This window comes from Micromonospora sp. WMMA1947 (genome assembly GCF_027497355.1).
Classification (GTDB): domain Bacteria; phylum Actinomycetota; class Actinomycetes; order Mycobacteriales; family Micromonosporaceae; genus Micromonospora.
Map to the genome: position 1 here is coordinate 4,367,373 of NZ_CP114909.1, position 15,107 is coordinate 4,382,479.

A 15,107-nucleotide genomic window follows, 5' to 3' on the forward strand; every position below is an offset into this window, starting at 1 on the left:
GGTCAGTGTTCGAGCAGGACGGCGCCGAACGTGCCGCCGACCCCGACGGACGCCATCAGCGCCAGGTCACCCGGGCGCAGCCGGGGCCGGACGGTGTCCAGGTTCAGGAAGATGTCGGCGCCGAAGCAGTGGCCGTACCGGGGGACGTTGTCGAGCACGATCCGCTCGGCCGGTACGCCGATCACCCCGGCCGCCGCCCGCCACACGTTGACGTTGACGTTGTGCGGCAACAGGACGGTCAGCTCGTCGGGCCGGCGCCCGGCCCGACGCAGCGTCCGGTCGACCACGTCGCCGAGGTGCTCCTGGAACCGGCGCTCGTACTCCTGGCGGCTCGGCGCGCCGGGCTCGGTGTAGATGCCGCCGGCGTAGCGGCCGTGCGTGGCGACCGCGTGGGCGAGCACCCGGTCGCGGGGTCCGTCCCGGCGCAGCAGCACCGCGCACGCCACGTCCCCGGCGATGCCGGTGTCCAGCACCCGCAGGTCCGGGCTGTCGGCGGTCTCGCCGATCAGCAGGACGCCGACCGCGTCGCCGGGCCGCCCGGCGAGCAGCCGGTCCATCAGGTCCAGCGCGGTGATGCTGGAGACGCACTTGTTGGACTGGGTGCCGAAGCACAGCGGGTCGCCGCCGAGCTGCCGGGCGACCAGCCGGGGCAGGCCGGCGCCGACCGGTCCGATGTACGGGCCGGTGTGCGCGTGCACCACGACCGCCACCCGCTCCGGCGTCACCCGTGCCTCGTCGAGCAGCCGCGCGACGGCGTCCAGGAGCATCGGGAACTCCTGCCCGGCGGCGGCCACCGGGATCCGGTCGTAGCCGTAGAGCCGGCCGTACACCCGGGCGCGGGCCGGGCTGAGGCCGAGCAGCGCGTGGTCGTCGGTGACCGACAGCCGCCGTTCCGGTTCCACCCGTACCACCGCGTCAATCGCGATCATCGGGTGTCCTCCGGGCGGGCGGCGCGGCGACGACGCGGCGGCCGGTGACCGGGCTGCACGACAGCACCCGGGCCGGCACCCGGACCAGGCGGGTGGCCCGGTAGCGGCGCAGCAGCTCGCGCCACTGCTCCGGATCACGGTCGTCGAGCGCGGCGAGCCGGTCGAGCTTGCGGTACTGGAGGAACCCGCGCGGGCGGGCCTGCGGGCGGGCCCGGCGGATGTACCCCCAGGCGTCCCACATCAGCGGTTCCCAGCCGGCGAGCGCGGCCAGGTCGTACAGGAACAGGTTGCGGGCCTGCCAGCGGCCGGCGTCGGCGTTCAGCATCAGGCCGCTGAGCCGCAGCGCCGCGCGTTCGCCCTCCTGGGCCCGGCGCCAGGCGCGGGCGCCGGTGAGGAACACCGACTCCGGTACGTCGTCGCGGTAGTGGTCGGGCAGCTGGAAGGTGTCCCGGGCGGTCCGGTACATCCGGCCGTCGGCGTACCGCCACCGGCCCTCGGCGGCCGACCAGTACTCGACCACCACGTGGTCGTGCATCGGCCGGTAGGGCACGTACAGGTGGTGGGCGGTGCCGTACCGCAGCCGGGCCGGCACCCCCTGCTCGCGCAGCACGGCGCAGAGCAGCAGGCTGGCGTCGCGGCAGACGCCCAGCCAGCGGCGGTGCAGCGGCCGGGCCCGGGTCAGCGGCGCCGGATCGAGGGCGAGCACCCGGTCGAGCATCCGCCGGGTGGTCCGCAGGTCGACCTCGGCGAGCCGGTCTCCTCCGGGCTGCCAGCCGGCCGCCGGCGGGTCCAGCTCGTAGTGGGCGAACAGCCCGCCGATGACCTCCACGAGGGCCGGCACGTCGGCGGGCAGCCGGCGCAGCGCCTCGGCGTGCGGCCCGGGTTCGGTCATCGGTGTGTGCCGGCGGTAGGTGGCGAGCATCCGGTCCAGCCCGGCGGCGGGCGTACGCACGGCGGCGGTCACAGTCCCTCCTCGAGCCGGCGCCGCAGGTGCGGGTAGTCCACCTTGAGGCTGCGGTTCTGCGGCAGCGGACCGACGTGGATCTGGCTCGGCCACAGGTGTTCGGGCAGTTCCCGGCTGATCCGCCGGCGCATCTCGGGCACCGGCGTCGCGGTGTCCGCGACGAACGCGACGAGACCCTGGACGAGGCCGCCGGGCGCCACCGGCCAGCCGACCACCGCCACGGCCTCGGTGCCGAGCACCTGCCGCAGCAGGGTCTCCACCTCCAGCCGTTCCACCCGGTGGCCGCGGACCTGCATCTGGTCGTCGCGGCGGCCCTTGAACACCAGCCCCCAGCGCGGGTCGTGGGCGACCAGGTCGCCGGTGCGGTACCAGCGTCCCGGCGCGTCCGGCAGCTCGACGAACCGGGCCGCGGTCTGCTCCGGGTCGCCGTGGTAGCCCGGGACGAGCTGGCTGCCGCGCAGCAGCAACTCGCCGGTCTGCCCGTCGGCCACCCCGGCCAGGTCGGCGCCGACGACGCGGACCTCCTGCCGGGGGTACGGCCACCCGATCGGTACGACGTCCGGCAGGTCCTGGTCCGGCCGCCAGCCGAAGGAGGTCACCGCGATGGTGCACTCGGTCGGTCCGTACACGTTGAACAGCTCTCCGTCGGGGTTGGCGGCGTGCCACGCCTGCGCGAGCCGCCGGGGCAGCGGTTCCCCGCAGAACAGCGTGCGGCGCAGGCTGGGCAGCGCACCCGGTCGGAGCAGGCCGAGGTCGAGCAGGCTGACCCCGGTGGTGGGCACGGACAGCCAGAACGTCAGCGCGTGCTCCCGGACCAGCGCGGGAAGCTTGTAGACGGCCTGGTCCGGCAGCGCGTACACGGCCGCGCCGACGGTCCACGGCAGCACGATGTCGTGCACCGACAGGTCGAACGTGAAGTTGTTGACCTGGGCGAACCGGTCGTCGCAGGTCGGGCCGAACAGCTCGATCGCGCCGTCCAGGTACGCGGTGAGATTGTCCAGCGTGACAAGGACCGCCTTGGGCACCCCGGTGCTGCCGGAGGTGAACATCAGGTACGCCCCGCCCTGCGGCCGCCGGGGCTCGCCCTCCCACCGCGGTCCGGGGCCGTGGTCGAGCACCGGCGCCGGCGGCGCCATCATGGTCCGCAGCCGGTCGTCCTGGTCCGGGTCGCCGCTGTCCAGGACTGCCACCACCTGTCCGTCGAGCCGCTTGAGCACCTTCTCGCAGTAGGCGGGCGGCGAGGTCGGGCACATCGGCACGAACGCCTTGCCGGCCAGCAGGCTCGCCAGGATCGCCACGTACCGGGTCAGGTTCCGGCCGCAGTACACCAGGCAGAACGGCTCGTCCCGCTCGTCGAGCCGGCCGGCCAGGGCGTCGGCGCGGGCGAACAACTCCCGGTACGTGTACGCGCGGTCCTCGACCCAGAGCGCCGTACGCTCCGGGTGCCGGCGGGCGGCGGCCAGCAGCCGGTCGCGCAGTTCGGCGCGGTATCCGATGGTCATCTGTGACTCCCGTATTCGAGCACCACGGCGGCGAAGACCGCGCCGAGCCCGACCGTGGCGAGCATCAGCCGGTCACCGGGCCGCAGCAGGCCCGCGCGGTCGGCGGCGGCGAGGTTGAGGAAGATGTCGGCGCCGAAGCAGTGCGCCGTGTGCGGCACCTGGTCCAGGTAGACCGACTCGATCGGAATGCCGGCGCGCGCCGCTACCTGCTTCCAGGAGAACGTGTTGACGTTGTGCGGCAGCACCAGGCGGACGTCCGGCCAGGTCAGCCCGGCGTCGTCGAGCGCGCGGCGCATCACGTCGGCGAGCCGCGCCGGATACTCGGCCTCGAACTCGGCGTTTGCCGCCTCGTCCTGCCACTGGCAGGCGGCGTGCCGGCCGTACGTGTCGATCCGGGCGGCGAGGACGCGGTGACCGGGGTCGCGGCGGCTGAACAGGCAGGCGACCCCGGCGTCGCCGGTGACCGAGCTGTTCGGGATCACCTGCATGATCGGGGTGAAGGCGACGTCGGCGGTGACCACGACCGCCACGTCGGTGGCCGAGCCCCGGGCCAGCAGGCGGTCGACCACCCGCATGGCGGACACCGTCGACGCGCAGTTGTTCGTCGTCATCCCGAACGACTGCGCCCGGTCCAGTCCGAGCCGGCGGCAGATCCGGGCCAGGCCGGCGCGGCCCACCACGTCCTGGTGGGTGCCGGTGTGCGCGTGCACCAGCCAGCGGACCCGGCCGGCGTCCACACCGGATTCCTTGAGCAGGTTCGCCACCGTCTCCTCGACCAGGGCGGCGGTGTCGCCGGACCACACCGGTACCCGGTCGAGGCCGTAGATCCGGTGGAACACGGCCAGCTCGGCGCGCGGCATGTCGTACCGGTCGGCGAGGGTGAAGAGGCTGGGCCGGTGGTCCGGCACGACGGCCTGCACGGCGGTCAGGTTCAGCACGGCGCACCGGCCGGGGCGAGGGCCGCTGCGGGCACCGGGTGCCGGCGCAGCAGCTCGGGCTTGTCCACCTTGCCGTTGCTGTTGCGCGGCAGGGTAGCGAGCACCTCGTAGCGGGTGGGCCGCTGCCAGGTCTCCAGGCCGGACCGGCAGGCCGCCCGCAGCGCGGACGCGTCGACGGCGGCCGGGTCGGCGGCGACGAACGCGGCGATGTCGTGGTCGCCGTCGTCGAGGGCAGTGCAGACCACGCTCGCCTCGGTGACGCCCGGCACGGCCCGCAGGACCTCCTCGACGTCGCGGGGGATCAGCTTGCGTCCCCGGACCTTGATCACCTCGTCGATCCGGCCCTTGAAGAAGAAGTGCCCGTCCTCGTCGAGGTAGCCGTAGTCGCCGGTGTAGAGGCAGCGGCCACTGCGTACCGGGTGCTCGCGGATCTTGCGGGCGGTCTCGTCCGGCAGCCCCCAGTAGCCCTGCATGACGGTGCCGCCGCGCACCACGAGCTGCCCCACCTGGTAGGGCGGGCAGGGCCGGTCCTGTTCGTCCACCACCAGGATCTGGGTGTTCGGGATGGCCCTGCCGACGCTGCCCGGCTTGGCGTCGAGCAGCTCCGGCGGCAGGTAGGTGCAGCGCTTGCACTCGGTGACGCCGTACATCGAGTAGATGTCCGCGTCGGGGAACAGCCGGCGGATCGCGGCGATGTGCCGGGGCAGCAGCGCGGCGCCGGTGTTGGTCAGGCAGCGGACGCTGCTGACGTCCGGCATGCCGAAGCGGCTGAACTGCTCTACCAGCTCGAACAGCACCGGCACCCCGGGCACGACGGTGCAGCGGTAGCGGGCGATGTCCTTGATGACCTGCAACGGCAGGCTCATGTCCCGCTCCAGGACCAGCGTCGCGCCCTGCGAGAACGCCATGATCATCTGGTAGAGCCCGTAGTCGAAGGCGAGCGGCAGGGCGCAGAGGAACACGTCCTCCGGGCCGTTGCGCAGGTACTCGTTGAGCGAGTCCAGCGCGGTCAGCATGTTCGCGTGGCTGAGCATCACGCCCTTGGCGTCGCCGGTGGAGCCGGACGTGTAGACCAGCGCGGCCAGGTCCTCGCTGATCACGTCCACCGGTGCCGGCGTACCGGCGAAGACGGTGTCCTCGGCGCCGACCGGCAGCACCGCCCGGACCGACGCCGGCAGGCCCAGGCCGGTCAGGGAACGCGCCGTCGGCTCCAGGGCGAGCAGGACGGTGGCGGCACAGTCGGCCAGCACGTGGCGGATCCGCTCGGGCCGCTGCTCGTGGCTGACCACCACCGCGACCCCGCCGGCGGCCAGCGCCGCCCAGAAGGCGGTCACCGTCTCGACCCGGTTCCCGGCGCAGATCACCACCCGGTCGCCGGGCCGTACACCGTCGGCCTGGAGGCGGCCGGCCAGGCCGGCCACCCGTGCGGCCAGGTCGCGGTAGGTCAGCCGGTGCCCTCCGGCGATCAGGGCGAGCTTGTCGGGATGGCGGTCCACGGTGGCGGTGAGGACGTCGTACAGGGTTCGGCGCATCGTGTTTCCTTCAGCTCGTGGGGATGGCGCTGACCCGATCGCCGAGGCGGCGGGCGCGGAGCAGCTCGTGGACGACGAAGCCGACGGCCGGCAGGTGGGCCACGGCCAGCGCGAGGTAGACGTGGGACACCGGATGCCCGGCGCGGGCCAGCCCGGCGGCCAGGGCGAGCTGGAGAGCGGTGAGCGTGGCGTTCACTACCAGCGCCCGGACACCGTTCCCGGTCTCCTCCAGGAAGATCGACAGGGTGAGCAGCGGACCGGCGACCAGATAGGCCGGTGCCAGGTACCCGAGGTAGTCGGCGGCGGCCCGGGCCACCGCCGGATCACCGGTGAGCAACCCGGTCGCGGGCCCGCGGACCAGCCAGACCAGGGCTGCCACGACCGCGAACACCGCCGCCGACAGCCCGACGGCGGCGACGACCGACGGCCCGACCCGCCTGCCCCGGCGTTGCGCGGCGAGCCGGTTGACGGTGATGCCGGCGCCGACGCCGAGTGCGATGGCCGGCAGGAGCACGAGGTTCTGCACCCGGTACGCCACGCCGTACCCGGCCACTGTCAGCGGGGAGTAACCGGCGAGGATCCGGGTCAGCGCCAGCCCGCTGCCGAACAGCAGCAGGTAGCCCAGGCTCACCGGCACGCTGATCCGGCAGACCTCCCGCCAGGACCGGCGGACCGGTGCGCGCAGCCCGATCCGGGCCCAGGGCCGCACCCCGCACCGGGCCAGCCGGCGGGACGCCCAGACCGCGGTGGCGGCCGCGGTCGTGGCGGTGGCCACCGGCAGGGCGAACACGCCGAGCCAGCCGACGAGCACGGCGGTGAGCACCACCCCGGAGCCGAGGCTCACCAGGGTGCCGACGGTCACCGCGCGGACCTGCCGCAGCCCGTAGAGGCTCGACATCAGCGCCACACTCACCGCCAGCACCGCGCCGCTGAGCGTGTTGAGCTGGACGAACGCGTACACCAGGGTGCGCGAGCCGGCGGGCACCGCGTACAGGTCGAGAAAGAGCGGATGCGCCACCAGGAACAGCAGCGCCACGCCGAGGTTGACCGCCACGCCGAGCACGAGCACGGTCCGCTGCCGCCGGGCGTACGTGTCGAGGTCGCCGCTGCCCGACGCCTGGGCGGCGAACGCCACCGACGCGACACGCAGGCTCTCGTTCACCGAGTTCTGCAACAGGATCATCGGCAGCACCAGCGCCAGCGGGTACAGGTGGGCCGGGTCGTGCCGGCCGATCACCGCGGTGTTCAGCAGCGGCGCCACCAGGCTCGCCAGCGACGCGAGCAGCACCGGAAGGGCGATCGCCAGCACCGGAGCGAGCACCGGCGGCGCCGCGCTGTCCCCGGCCGGGCGCGACTGGTCGACGGCCGTCATACCGGCACCTCCTGGCGCAGGTAGCCGGCGTGCACATTGGCGAGCTGGATGGGCGTGGTGCCCTCCATGAACTCGTACGCCACCACGTCGGTCAGGGACCGGGCGAGCCACGGGTGGTCGACCAGCGCCGCCACCGGCAGCTCCCGGGCGAGGACCTCGGCGACCTCCTCGGCCGCCGCGGTGGCCCGCTGCTTCGCCAGCGACACCAGCGCGCCGCGCAGCGGCTCCTCGTCGACCTCGCGGGCGGCGGCGGCGTTCAACTCGCGCGACCGCTCCAGCATCTGGTCGAACCGGTCCAGCTCGGCACGGGCGGCGCCGACGTGGTCCCGGACGTAGTCGACGAGGGCCTGGGCGTGGCCGAGCGCCATCGCCGCCACCCCGGGCCGGAAGCGGTGGAACGTCTTGAGCATGCCCATCATGCCGCGCTCGGTGGCCTTGAGGTGGCTGCCGAGCACCGCCTCCGGCGGCACCCGCAGCCCGTCGACGCGCAGTTCGGACAGCTGCGCGCCGGGCAGGGCGAACATCGGGAGCACGCGTCGCCGTACCGCGCCGGACTCGATCAGCTCCGGCGTCAGCAGCACCGCCACCAGGTCCAGCGGGCCGTCGCCGGTGCGCGCGAGGACGGTGCCGACGGGCGCCACCGCCCCGTTGCCGAACAGCAGCTTCTCCCCGGTCAGCCGGCCGTCGCGCAGCGTGGTGTCCAGGTGGGCGGCGTCGGAGCCGCGTCCGGGCTCGGTGACCGCGAAGAACGTGCGGCACCGGGTGGTGGACACCAGCTCCCGGAACCAGGCCCGTTGCCGGGGCGTGCCCAGCGCGTCCAGCAGCACGCCGGACAGTGACGGGCCGGGGGTGGTGAGCAGGAAGCTCGCGCTGCCGTAGCTGAGCGCCTCGAACATCGCGGCCCGCCGCCGGGTGTCCGCCGTGAACTCGGCCTCGATCTTCTGCGCGACGGCCGGGTGGTCGAGGTGCCGCAGCACCAGGTCGGGGTCGTCCGGCACGGCCGGCGAGTTCTCGCGGTACCAGTCGGCCGCGGCGAGCCACTCCGGGCCGTAGCGGGCGGCGAAGCGGTCGGGATTCAGTCGGAACACGGGGCACCGTCCAGGTAGATCCGGTTGGCGTAGAGCAGGGCGGTGCGCATCTGCGCCATCTGCCCGGTGAGGACGGACCGGCCGCCGGCCATCCGGATCAGGTCGCGGGCCAGCCCGTCGACCTCCCGGACCCACCAGGCCCGGCCGGCCGGCACGGCGAGCGCGGCGGCCGCGTCGGCCTGGCGCAGGGCGGCGGCCCGGGCCACCAGCCCGGCCATCTGGTAGGCCACCACCGGGTGGGCGCTGAGCCGCTGACCGGCCGAACGCCGGCCGGCGAGGAACCGCCGGCACCAGCGGACCGCCTCGCCGAGCGCGTCCCGCTCGGCGTCGGCGAGGGCCTGCCGGAACAGCCGCAGGGCCGGCGCGTCGGCCGGTCCGTCGGCCGTCCGGTACCGCAGCACCACCAGGTCCGCGCGGGTCAGCAGCTCATGGGGTACGACGGTGAGCCGTTCCGCCCCGAGGACGGCACCCGTGGTCAGGTCGAACGCCTCCACCGTCGCCGCGTCCCGGTCGGCGAGCACCAGTCCGGCGTACCCGGCCGCCGGGCCGCATCCGGCCGGCAGCGCGCCGGTCTCGCGGGCCCGGGCCACGGCGGCGCCGACGGTGAACCGGACCGCGACCGGGTCGGCGCCCGGCTCCCCGGCGGCGGCCGTCCCGGCGGGCCGGGTGGGCAGTCGCAGCACGTTCGTCACGGCGTCACCGCCCGGGTCAGCACCACGGCGGCGGACAGGCTCTCCACGTCCTCCTCGACGTAGGCGACGTGTCCGCCGGCCGGGGTGGTGGACTCGGCGCCGAGCCAGCGGAACAGCCCGGTGCAACTGCGCTCCGGCGGCACGAACTCGACCCGGCACGGCCACGAGTCCGGCCCGTACGCGTAGGCCCACCGCCGGTAGAGGAACGTGGCCCGGTTGACCCGCACTGTCAGCTCCGCCGGGTCCACGTCGTACTCCGCGCACCAGCGCGCGACCAGGCGGGACAGGTCCCCGTCGTCGCCCAGCACCGCCGGCTCACCGAGCGCCGTAACGGTCAGGATCTCCGTCCCGGCCGGCCGGCGGCCGATCCGGACCGCCCCGGCGGTGGACCGGCTCGGGCCGGGGAAGTGGGTGCCCACCGGGGCCGGGACGGTGGTCTGCTCGACGCTGAGCAGCAGGCCGTCGCGGTCCGCCGGACCGGCCCGCAGGAAGTCGCAGAGCACCAGCAACGCGAGCGCCGGGGAGATGCTGCCCTGGTCGACCAGGTCGAACGAGGTGCAGTCGAGGCGGTGCCGATGGTGCAGGTACGGGCCGAACGCGGACACGTCCGGGTCGAACTCCGGCGTCCAGTAGCTGGTGACGAGCACACCGAGGTCGCGGAAGAGACCGGGTCCGGTGCGGTCGGCCAGCGCGTCGGCCAGGTCGACGAACGTGTACTGGTCGCCCCGGGTGAGTGTGGCCTCGTCGAGGACCACGCCGGCCATCCGGTGCAGGTCCGCCTGGTACTCGACGAAGCGCGGCCGGGGCGGGTGCCGGTCGTCGCGGGTGGGCAGCACCGCGTGGTGCGCCGCCTGTACGTAGAGGCCGGTCATCGGTCAGGCGATCTTCGCGGCGCTCAGCTGCGTGCGGACGTACTCGTAGATGCTGCCGATGGTCTGGAAGTGCTCGGCCTCCAGCGTCGTCGCGTCCACGAAGAACCCGTCGACCGCGTCCTCCAGCGCCATGAGGAACGTCAACGACGTCATCGAGTCGATCCCGAGGTCCTCGCGGAGCTGGGTGTCGAGATCCATGTCGAGGACGGCGTCGTTGTGCGTCACGTCGGCGAGCACGCGCTTGACGGTGTCGATGAGCTCGGATTCCTGAACGGGCACGGAGGTGCTCCTTCGTTCGGGTCGGAGACGGCCGGAACCGGCCCGCGAGCGGGCGGGCAATCGCCCGGACGGGCGCACGGTTGTCCACCGACGATGGTGATTCGGTGTGGAAAGGATTACGGGGATCGAGAAAGGCCGCCGGAAAGTGTCCTCCGGTTGCGGTCGGCGGAAGAAACTTTGCCGAACGACGATCCGGGGTGTCAATGCCTTTCCGACTCGCCGGGTGACGGCAGTACGACTGAGTGTGTCGGTCGGAAATGCGGCAGCGCGGCGATTCGTACGGGTGCCGCCGATTCGCCTTTCCGGTGTTCCCGGCCGACCCGGCCCGGATCGGCGATGTCGGACCTGGCCGTCCGTACCTGATTCGCGGTATCTGTCCACCTTGCCGGGACGGACCGGCCGGCGGCCCAGCTCACCCGCGCGGACGTGTGGTGGTGGCATGTCTTCCCGGCCGGCGCGTGCCTCGTGGCTGCTACGTCATGAGGGCGTGTGGCGCTACCCGGTAGCCGACAGTCGTATCCGGCGGTGATCGCGTGTGACGAACCTCAACAACCGCCCTTCCGATGCGCTTTCGGCTGATCGTCGGGGGTCGAAAGGGCAATTCGGAGTGGGCTTTTCGCCCGGCTGTCGGAATCCGCATTGACCGCCGCGCGGTCCGCACGCGCCTCGCTTTTGCGAGAATGTGTCGCGGTGGGAATTGCGTAACGCCGGGCATGCCGGGGCGGCGTCGGCTCGGTCGACGGAAGCGGGTCGCGGTGACGCCGCGCCCGGATGATCCGGCGTCCCGTCGAGGGCGGGGGAAGCGCGATGCTAGCCTGCCCGTCTGAAATGGACAGTCTTCTCGACCGGGTTCAAGAGTGGATCGATGACGGATGGTTCGCACGCCCGGCGTTCGCCGCACCACGCGACGTCCGGGACCACGCCCGTGACCGGCACCCGGGGCGGTCGCGGGTGACCAGGACCGTACGCGCAGCCGCCCGGGCCGCGCTCACCGCCGTCGTCGCGTCGGCGGTGCTCGCGCTGACGCCGCTGGCGTCGGTGGCCCGCGCCGACGGCGACCGGGTCAAGTACTACACGGTCGAAGCCGCCCACCAGGGCGAGCCGGAGAACCTCACCGCGATCGCGGAGCGGTTCCTGGGCGACGGGTCCCGGGCCGCCGAGCTGTTCGCCCTCAACACCGGGCGGATCCAGCCGGACGGCGGCACGCTCACCGACGGCTCCCGGCTGCGGGCCGGCTGGGTGCTCGTGCTGCCCTGGGACGCGCACGGCGGCGAGGTACGCCTCGGCGTCCCGCCGGCCGCGAAGCCGGCACCCGGCGCGTCCACGCCGGACGGGCGGCGACCCGCCGCCGCCGACGACGCGGCCGTCCGGGCGCCGAAGGGATGCCGCCCCGCCGCGACCTCGGGCACGCAGTCGCCGTGGGCCGGGCCGCGGGTCGCCGCCGACCGGGCGTGGCCGCACAGCCGGGGGCGGGACCAGCTCGTGGCCGTCGTCGACTCCGGCGTCGCCGGCAACCTGCCCCCGCTCGCCGGCCGCGTGACGACGGGCGTCGACCGGGCGACCGGCGGCGCCCGCGGGGACACCGACTGTCTCGGCACCGGTACGGCGATGGCCGCGCTGATCGTGGCCCAGCCGGCGAAGGGGTCGGCGGTGGCCGGGGTCGCGCCGGACGCCGCGGTGATGCCGGTCCGGGTGGCGGGCCGGACCGCCGGCGCCACGGCCGCGGCGAGCGTCGCGGGCATCCGCGCGGCAGTGGACTCCGGCGCCTCCGTCATCGCGATCGGGCCGCACGTGGACCTCGGCCGGGCCGAGGTGGTGGCAGCCGTCAACGAGGCGGTCGACGAGGGCGTGGCCGTAGTGGTGGGCGCCGCCGACGAGCAGACGCCGGAGGAGCCGGACGTGCCGCTGCGCGACGCGGTGCTGCGCGTCGGCGGGATCGGGCCGGACGGAGCCGCCGCCGGCAGCTACCGGGCCGGAGACGTGGACGTGGTCGCACCCGGCGTCGACGTGGCGAGCCTCGGCATCACCGGTACGCGACCGGTCAGCGGCACCGGCACGCACCTCGCCGTCGCGTACGTGGCGGGCCAGGTGGCGCTGATCCGGTCGGCGTACCCCGATCTCGACCCGGCGCAGGTCCGCAACCGGGTGCTGAAGACCGCGAAGACGACCGGCGGTGTCGCACCGGAGATCGACCTGACCGCCTCCGTCACCGCCGTGCTGCCCGAGGAGGCGCCCCGCGCGCAGGCGGCCGAACGGACGTCCGGCTCCACCGGGATCGGCCGCCGGGGGGTGCTGTTCGCGCTCGCCGGGCTGGCGGCGCTCGCCGCCGTCCTGCTGGGCCTGCGCGCCCGCAGGTCGGCGCGGACGGGTGCGGACCGGCCGGAGGCGGTACCCGCCGGGGCCGTGACGGCATCTCCGTCCGCCCGCACCGTCATGGCGAACAGCGCCGCTGTGCCGGCCGCTCCCGCCGCCGATCCGGTCGTCACCGCCTCTCCCGACGCCGCTCCGGTCGGCGCCGCTCCGGGTGATGCCGATCCGGGCAGCGCCGCTTCGGATGACACCGCTCCGGATGGCACCGCTCCGGGTGACACCGGGCCGGCCGTGACGGCGGCGGTGGCGGAGCTGAGCCGTGACCCCGCGCTGCGGCACCTGGCCGCCGACGAGGCGGGGATGGCCTACCTGGCGGAGACTCGGCCGGAGGCGCGGGAGAAGGCACTCATCGGCCTGGTGCCGGGCATGGACGACGAGACGGTGGCCGCGTTGCCGGCCATGGTGACGGCGCTGCCCGGCACCGACGAGCAGGAGCAGTCGCTCACCGGCGTCCTGGTGGACGTCCGGCGGCACCTGCGCGGCGACCCGCTCGCGCTGGACCGGGCGCTGGTGCGGGCCGGGAAGGTCCGGTGGCAGTCCCAGTACGAGCTGGCCGAGCACGTCACGTCGTACGCGCGGCAGCACCCCGAGCTGGCCCGGCTCGCCACCGCGATCGCCGAGACCCGCTGGTCGAGCGGCACCGGCGAGCCGGCGCGGGGACACTGATCAGAGCAGTACGAGTTCCTGGGCCAGCATGTCGGTCCAGGTGCGCCGGGTGAAGTTGCAGCCGGTGTGCGCGACGAACTGCTCCAGGGTGCGTACCGGCCCGATGCCGAGCCGGTCCACCGGCGGCGTGTGCAGCATGTAGAGCACCCGCCGGCGGCTCAGCTCCTCGTAGCGGGCCCAGTCGGACTCGACGTGGTCGCTCCAGTGCCGCGGCCTGTCCTGCCGGATGTAGTAGTGCCAGGTCAGCACCTCGGTGGGGTGGAACAGGTCGTAGCCCCACGTGTAGGCGCGCAGCGCCAGGGTGATCTCCTCGCCGTGGAAGTAGATGCCCGGGTCGTAGGGCACCTCGGTGACGAACGAGCCGGGTGCGAAGAGGAACCCGGCGGCCAGGAACAGCGCCGGCTTGGGCGGTACGCCGGGCGCGGCCCCCTCGATCAAGCGCTGACCGAAGACCGGCACGCCGAACACCGTCCAGTCGCTGACGACGATCTCGGCGGGTGCGCCCGCGCCGGTGAACTCCTGATCGGGCTCGTAGCTCGGCGGGTACGCGGTCAGGACCGGCTTCGCCGCCCCCGTCTCCCGCGCCATCCGGATCATCCGTACGTCCCAGTCCGGCGCGAACCGGGTGTGGCTGTCCACCTGCAACAGCCACTCCTCGCCGCGGTACCGCTGGAACGTCCGGTCCCGGGCCCAGCAGGCGCCCCGGCTGTCGCGGGCGTCGTACTCCTGCACATCCACCTGGGGCAGACCCTGGATGGCGGAGATGTCCTCGTCGCCGAGGTGCTGCCAGCACACCGCGATCCGGACGTCCTCCGGGTGCGCCGCCTTGGCCAGGCAGTCCAGCACCGTCGGCACCAGTTCCCGGTCCCGGTACGACGCGATCGCCACGAAGATCGTCATGCGCCCGCCTCCGCCGCCGCCGTCTCCGCCGGGACGAGGGCGTACGACTGGAACAGCAGCGCCAGCGCGCGGTGCTCGTCGGCCGGATCGGTGACCGGGAGCCGGTCGCCGCGCGACCGGATGTGGGCCAGGAGATCCGGCTCGGGCGCCAGGCCGTACGCCCGCAGGTAGTAGGTGACGGACTCGGGCCAGAGCCAGCGCCCGTCGGTGCGGTAGGTCATCGGCACGACCCGGCCCCGCGCGGGCTCCACCACGTCGGGCCCGCGCCCGGTGGTGGCGAGCACCGGCGTGCCCGCGTCGAGGTACGCCGCCGCCCACGCGAGATCCTCGCCGGACAGCCGTTCGCGGTCCGGCGCGAAGCGTGCCCGGTCGTCGTCCACCTCGTCGAACACGCGGGCGATCCGCAGCGGCCCGGTGTCCCGGCCGACCCAGAGCAGCGCGCCGCGGTGGCGGGCCGCCGCCGGGTACGGCGGAAGCTTCTCGCCGGAGCGGTACACCTCGACCAGCGGGGCCGAGATCCCGGCCGCGGCGAGCGCCCGCATCACCGCCGCCGCCGTCTCCGCCTGCGGCCCGTTGGCCTCCAGCACGTACACCGGCGCGGGCGGGATCACCGCGGCGGCCCACTCCGGGGCGATCCGCCATCCGCGCCACAGCGCCACCGCGCCGGGCTGGTGCCGCGCGGCGGCGACGGCGACCCGGTCGGTGTCGTCCATCAGGCCGTCGCGGCCGGTGAGGTCGGCCAGCGGCGGCACCCGTCCACCGAAGACACGCGGATTCGGTACGGCCGACGCGAACGTGAACGGCAGGTCGACCGGTCCGGGCGGCTCGGGAAGGGACACCGTGCCGGTGTCGGCGAGCCGCATCCGCGCGTCGGCGAGCGTCGCGTCCGGTACCCGGCCACCGAGGTGCAGCAGCGCGGTGTGCAGCTCGTCCTGCTCCGTCATGGCGGCCTCCTCGCGTCCTCGTCGGCGGTCGTCGGCGCATTCGACCACGCCGGCGCACG

At 74.3% G+C, this 15,107-nt stretch carries 13 protein-coding genes; 1 reads left to right on the plus strand and 12 read right to left on the minus strand.

Annotated elements, in window-relative coordinates; all coding sequences use genetic code 11:
- Positions 1 to 2: 2 nt before the first annotated feature.
- Genes O7604_RS20760 through O7604_RS20805 form a run of 10 tightly spaced genes read right to left on the minus strand, consistent with a single transcriptional unit; the run spans position 3 to position 10,168 of the window.
- Entirely contained in the window at positions 3 to 929 is a 927-nt protein-coding gene (locus O7604_RS20760; protein WP_269705406.1) for a 3-oxoacyl-[acyl-carrier-protein] synthase III C-terminal domain-containing protein, read from the minus strand.
- Positions 916 to 1,893, minus strand: coding sequence for a transglutaminase domain-containing protein (locus O7604_RS20765; protein WP_281577464.1), 978 nt, complete (start codon positions 1,891 to 1,893; stop codon positions 916 to 918). Before O7604_RS20765 ends, O7604_RS20760 begins: the two co-directional genes overlap by 14 nt.
- Positions 1,890 to 3,395, minus strand: a complete 1,506-nt coding sequence (locus tag O7604_RS20770; protein WP_281577465.1) for an AMP-binding protein — start codon at positions 3,393 to 3,395, stop codon at positions 1,890 to 1,892. Before O7604_RS20770 ends, O7604_RS20765 begins: the two co-directional genes overlap by 4 nt.
- The gene (locus O7604_RS20775) at positions 3,392 to 4,333 is read right to left on the minus strand and encodes a 3-oxoacyl-[acyl-carrier-protein] synthase III C-terminal domain-containing protein (RefSeq protein ID WP_281577466.1); all 942 of its coding nucleotides are present in this window, start codon (positions 4,331 to 4,333) and stop codon (positions 3,392 to 3,394) included. The genes O7604_RS20770 and O7604_RS20775 overlap by 4 nt, the downstream gene beginning before the upstream one ends.
- Positions 4,327 to 5,865, minus strand: a complete 1,539-nt coding sequence (locus tag O7604_RS20780; protein ID WP_281577467.1) for an AMP-binding protein — start codon at positions 5,863 to 5,865, stop codon at positions 4,327 to 4,329. Before O7604_RS20780 ends, O7604_RS20775 begins: the two co-directional genes overlap by 7 nt.
- Positions 5,866 to 5,875: 10 nt before the next feature.
- Positions 5,876 to 7,237, minus strand: a complete 1,362-nt coding sequence (locus O7604_RS20785) for an MATE family efflux transporter (RefSeq protein WP_281577468.1) — start codon at positions 7,235 to 7,237, stop codon at positions 5,876 to 5,878.
- Positions 7,234 to 8,325, minus strand: a complete 1,092-nt coding sequence (locus O7604_RS20790) for an acyl-CoA dehydrogenase family protein (protein ID WP_269705412.1) — start codon at positions 8,323 to 8,325, stop codon at positions 7,234 to 7,236. The genes O7604_RS20785 and O7604_RS20790 overlap by 4 nt, the downstream gene beginning before the upstream one ends.
- Positions 8,313 to 9,017: a hypothetical protein gene (locus O7604_RS20795; protein ID WP_281577469.1), complete on the minus strand. Its 705-nt coding sequence runs from the start codon at positions 9,015 to 9,017 to the stop codon at positions 8,313 to 8,315. The genes O7604_RS20790 and O7604_RS20795 overlap by 13 nt, the downstream gene beginning before the upstream one ends.
- Entirely contained in the window at positions 9,014 to 9,889 is an 876-nt protein-coding gene (locus O7604_RS20800; RefSeq protein WP_281577470.1) for a hypothetical protein, read from the minus strand. The genes O7604_RS20795 and O7604_RS20800 overlap by 4 nt, the downstream gene beginning before the upstream one ends.
- A gap of 3 nt (positions 9,890 to 9,892) precedes the next feature.
- On the minus strand, positions 9,893 to 10,168 hold the full coding sequence (locus tag O7604_RS20805; protein WP_269705415.1) for an acyl carrier protein: 276 nt from the start codon (positions 10,166 to 10,168) through the stop codon (positions 9,893 to 9,895).
- A gap of 951 nt (positions 10,169 to 11,119) precedes the next feature.
- Here O7604_RS20805 and O7604_RS20810 point away from each other — a divergent pair.
- A complete protein-coding gene (locus O7604_RS20810) occupies positions 11,120 to 13,204 on the plus strand; it encodes a S8 family serine peptidase (RefSeq protein WP_281577471.1) in 2,085 nt (694 codons plus the stop codon).
- Here the strand turns inward: O7604_RS20810 and O7604_RS20815 are convergent, their stop codons facing one another.
- Together O7604_RS20815 and O7604_RS20820 are read right to left on the minus strand one after the other, a co-directional pair.
- Entirely contained in the window at positions 13,205 to 14,104 is a 900-nt protein-coding gene (locus O7604_RS20815; RefSeq protein ID WP_281577472.1) for a GlcNAc-transferase family protein, read from the minus strand. It lies immediately after the preceding gene.
- Complete coding sequence (locus tag O7604_RS20820; RefSeq protein WP_269705418.1) at positions 14,101 to 15,048, minus strand: hypothetical protein; 948 nt, start codon at positions 15,046 to 15,048, stop codon at positions 14,101 to 14,103. Before O7604_RS20820 ends, O7604_RS20815 begins: the two co-directional genes overlap by 4 nt.
- Positions 15,049 to 15,107 lie beyond the last annotated feature (59 nt).

What these genes read in the sequence shown, in the direction of transcription:
- O7604_RS20760 (WP_269705406.1), bottom strand. Translation starts at nt 929, where the DNA reads ATGATCGCGATTGACGCGGTGGTACGGGTGGAACCGGAACGGCGGCTG.
- O7604_RS20770 (WP_281577465.1), bottom strand. Translation starts at nt 3,395, where the DNA reads ATGACCATCGGATACCGCGCCGAACTGCGCGACCGGCTGCTGGCCGCC.
- O7604_RS20780 (WP_281577467.1), bottom strand. Translation starts at nt 5,865, where the DNA reads ATGCGCCGAACCCTGTACGACGTCCTCACCGCCACCGTGGACCGCCAT.
- O7604_RS20785 (WP_281577468.1), bottom strand. Translation starts at nt 7,237, where the DNA reads ATGACGGCCGTCGACCAGTCGCGCCCGGCCGGGGACAGCGCGGCGCCG.
- O7604_RS20800 (WP_281577470.1), bottom strand. Translation starts at nt 9,889, where the DNA reads ATGACCGGCCTCTACGTACAGGCGGCGCACCACGCGGTGCTGCCCACC.
- O7604_RS20815 (WP_281577472.1), bottom strand. Translation starts at nt 14,104, where the DNA reads ATGACGATCTTCGTGGCGATCGCGTCGTACCGGGACCGGGAACTGGTG.
- O7604_RS20820 (WP_269705418.1), bottom strand. Translation starts at nt 15,048, where the DNA reads ATGACGGAGCAGGACGAGCTGCACACCGCGCTGCTGCACCTCGGTGGC.